This window comes from Streptomyces albidus (ex Kaewkla and Franco 2022) (assembly GCF_013870515.1).
Lineage (GTDB): Bacteria > Actinomycetota > Actinomycetes > Streptomycetales > Streptomycetaceae > Streptomyces > Streptomyces albidus.
Map to the genome: position 1 here is coordinate 1 of NZ_JACBXA010000438.1, position 2,516 is coordinate 2,516.

General features: G+C 72.3%; 1 protein-coding gene. It reads right to left on the reverse strand.

Going from position 1 to position 2,516, the window contains the following annotated elements; translation table 11 throughout:
* Positions 1–2,516: beta-ketoacyl synthase N-terminal-like domain-containing protein (locus tag H5J26_RS30220; RefSeq protein ID WP_181769145.1), on the reverse strand; the 2,516-nt coding region annotated here is incomplete at both ends.

Below are 2,516 nucleotides of genomic sequence, written 5' to 3' on the forward strand. Positions count from 1 at the left end.
CTGGTCCAGCAGCCTGCGCACGGCCCGCTGAGCTGCGGCGGCGTCCGCTCCGCGGAAGGTGAACAGCTCCACCGGCCACTCGTCGCGGGAGTGCACGGAGGGCGACTGGTCGTACGCGCGCAGGACGGCGTGGAAGTTCGTACCGCCGAAACCGAATGCGCTTACACCGGCGACACGCTCGTCCGGCTCCGCCGCCCACGGACGGGCGGCGGCATGGAAGTGGAAGGGGCTGCGCTCCTGGTCCCAGGCCGCGTTGGGCTGCTCGATGTGCAGCGTGGGCGGCTTGATCCCGTGGTAGAGCGCCAGGGTCGTCTTGATCAGGCCCGCCAGGCCCGCGGCGCACTTGGTGTGGCCGATCTGCGACTTCACCGACCCGATGGCGCAGGCCCCGGGTGCGGCACCGGCTTCGGTGAACACCTCGGTGAGGGTGGACAGTTCGGTGCGGTCGCCGACGACCGTGCCGGTGCCGTGCGCCTCGATCAGTCCGACCTGCGCCGGCGAGACACCGGCGTTGCGGTAGGCGCGGGTGAGCGCGGCGCGCTGGCCCTCGGGGCGTGGGGCGGTCAGGCCGAGAGCCCGCCCGTCGCTGGCGCTGCCGACGCCGTCGATCACGGCGTAGATGCGGTCGCCGTCGCGTTCGGCGTCGGCGAGGCGCTTCAGCACCACGCAGCCGACGCCCTCGCCGAGCGCGATGCCGTCGGCGGTCTGGTCGAAGGTGGAGGAGCGCCCCGTCGGGGAGAGGGCGTGCACGGAGGAGAAGAGCAGGTAGTCGTTGATGCCGTTGTGCAGGTCGGCGCCGCCGCACAGCACGACGTCGCTGGTGCCGGTGACCAGTTCCTTGCACGCCACGTCGACGGCGGTGAGCGAGGACGCACAGGCCGCGTCGACGGTGTAGTTGGCGCCGCCGAGGTTGAGCCTGTTGGCGATGCGCCCGGCGATGACGTTGGCGAGCATGCCGGGGAAGGAGTCCTCGGTCAGCCGGGGCAGCTGCTCGTCCAGGGCGGGCGGCAGATCGCCCACGTAGGAGGGGAGCACGGTGCGCAGCGCGCTCGCGTTGGACAGGTCGCTGCCGGCCTCGGCACCGAAGACGACCGACGTACGGGAGTGGTCGACCCCGGGCCGTCCTTCGTAGCCCGCATCCGCCAGCGCCCGCCGGGCCGCCTCCAGGGCGAGCAGCTGCACCGGCTCGATGGCCGCGAGGGAGGCCGGCGGAATGCCGAAGCTCAGCGGGTCGAAGGGGATCTCGGGCAGGAAGCCGCCCCAGCGTGAGGGGGTGCGCTCCCCGTCGCCGTCCGGAGCGAAGTAGCGCTCGGTGTCCCAGCGCTGGGCGGGTACTTCGGTCACGCAGTCCTTGCCGGCCAGTACGTTCGCCCAGAAGGCGGCGAGGTTCTCGGCGCCCGGGAACATGCCGGACATGCCGACCACCGCGATGCGCAGGGGGTCCGGGGCGGTTTCCTCGGCGGACGCGGCTTCCGCCACGCCGAGTTCGGCCCGCAGTTCGCCGGAACGGGTACGCAGCAGGTCGGCGGCCCGAGCACCCACGGACTCGTGGAGGGCGGCGACCGTGGTGACGCTCTCGCGGAGGACCACGACCTCACCGGCCATGAACATGCCCTCGTCGCCCTGGCGTTGCTCGTCGACGCTCCGCAGTTCGGCGCCGACGCGCTCGATGCCCTTGCTGGCCAGCCGCAGGCGGCCCACGTTGAACTTCTCGAGCTGCTCCCACACGTCCCGGTCGGGAACGCCCTGCTCGCGCAGTTGCTCCTTGAGCCCCTGGAAGTCCGCGGTGAACGCGCTGTGCGCGCAGCGCGTGGCGTGCCCGGGTGCGGTCTCCAGCAGGTCGGTCCGCTCGGCGGCGACGACGCACTGCTGGAACAGCGGGCGGATGGCTCCTGCCTGAACCGCCTCCTCCGTGAAGAGGTAGGCGGTGCCCATCAGTACGCCGAAGGGGACCCCGGCGCGGGTCAGCGGCGCCGCGAGGGCCGCGACCATCGAGGCCGAGCGCTCGTCGTGCACGCCGCCCGCGAAGAGGACGGTCAGCTCACCGGCGGCGCCCGGCTTCGCCTTCTCCAGGAACTCCAGCAGGATCTGGACCTGCGCCTCCCAGAGCGGGAAGCTGTTGCGCGGCCCCACGTGGCCGCCGCACTCTGCGCCCTCGAAGATGAACTTCCGCGCACCCGCGGCGAGGAACTGCCGCAGCAGGCCCGGCGAGGGGACGTGCAGGAAGGTGGATATGCCCTCCGCCTCCAGCGCCGCCGCCTGGGCGGGCCGGCCGCCCGCGATGATCGCGTGGGTCGGCCGCACCTGACGTACGACCTCGAGCTGGGCCGATCTGATCTCCTCGTCGGCGAAGCCGAGAACGCCCACGCCCCAAGGCGTGTCGCCGAGGGCCTCCTTGGTGGCCTCCAGCATCGTCCTGGTCTGCTCGGCACCGGCGAGTGCGAGCGCGAGGAAGGGCAGGTGTGCACCGAGCCCTCCGGCAGATCTGCGAGGGCACCAAGACGATCCAGTACTTC